The following is a 426-nucleotide window of genomic DNA, read 5'->3' on the forward strand; positions in this document are numbered from 1 at the left end:
CCTGCGGATAATCCGGATCTGAAACCGCGCCTGCCTGCCGAGCTTGTGGTTCATGAGAACCAGTATCAACCGCTTGATGAAAAGCTGCTGGCGCGCTATGACGAGCAGTTGGCTGAGTATTATCTGACCCGCGGCAGTAATACGCGACGCGATACCTGGAGCGATCATATCCGTCGCACCCTGATTAAAGAAAATCGCCCATTTATCCTTGAATATTTGCATAAACAGGGCTGGGCGACGCGCTAAAACCTGCGGGCCAGTGTATGATACGCGGGCTTTTCAGGGTTTTCAGCGAGGTGCAGGGTGAAAATTGCCATATTGTCTAGGGATGGAACGCTCTATTCTTGCAAACGTCTGCGCGAAGCGGCGATGCGGCGCGGCCATCTGGTCGAGATACTCGATCCTCTTTCCTGCTATATGAATATT

2 pseudogenes are annotated in these 426 nt (G+C 52.3%); both read left to right on the plus strand.

Annotated features, from left to right (window positions below):
• Positions 1 to 246: pseudogene (gene nfsA, locus ACEWB7_RS18010) on the plus strand (nitroreductase NfsA); the annotation flags it as partial.
• Positions 247 to 303: 57 nt separating this feature from the next.
• Positions 304 to 426 (plus strand): annotated as a pseudogene (locus tag ACEWB7_RS18015) (30S ribosomal protein S6--L-glutamate ligase); the annotation flags it as partial.

The sequence above is a fragment of the Acinetobacter sp. NIOH-H-8 genome (assembly GCF_046635365.1).
Lineage (GTDB): Bacteria > Pseudomonadota > Gammaproteobacteria > Pseudomonadales > Moraxellaceae > Acinetobacter.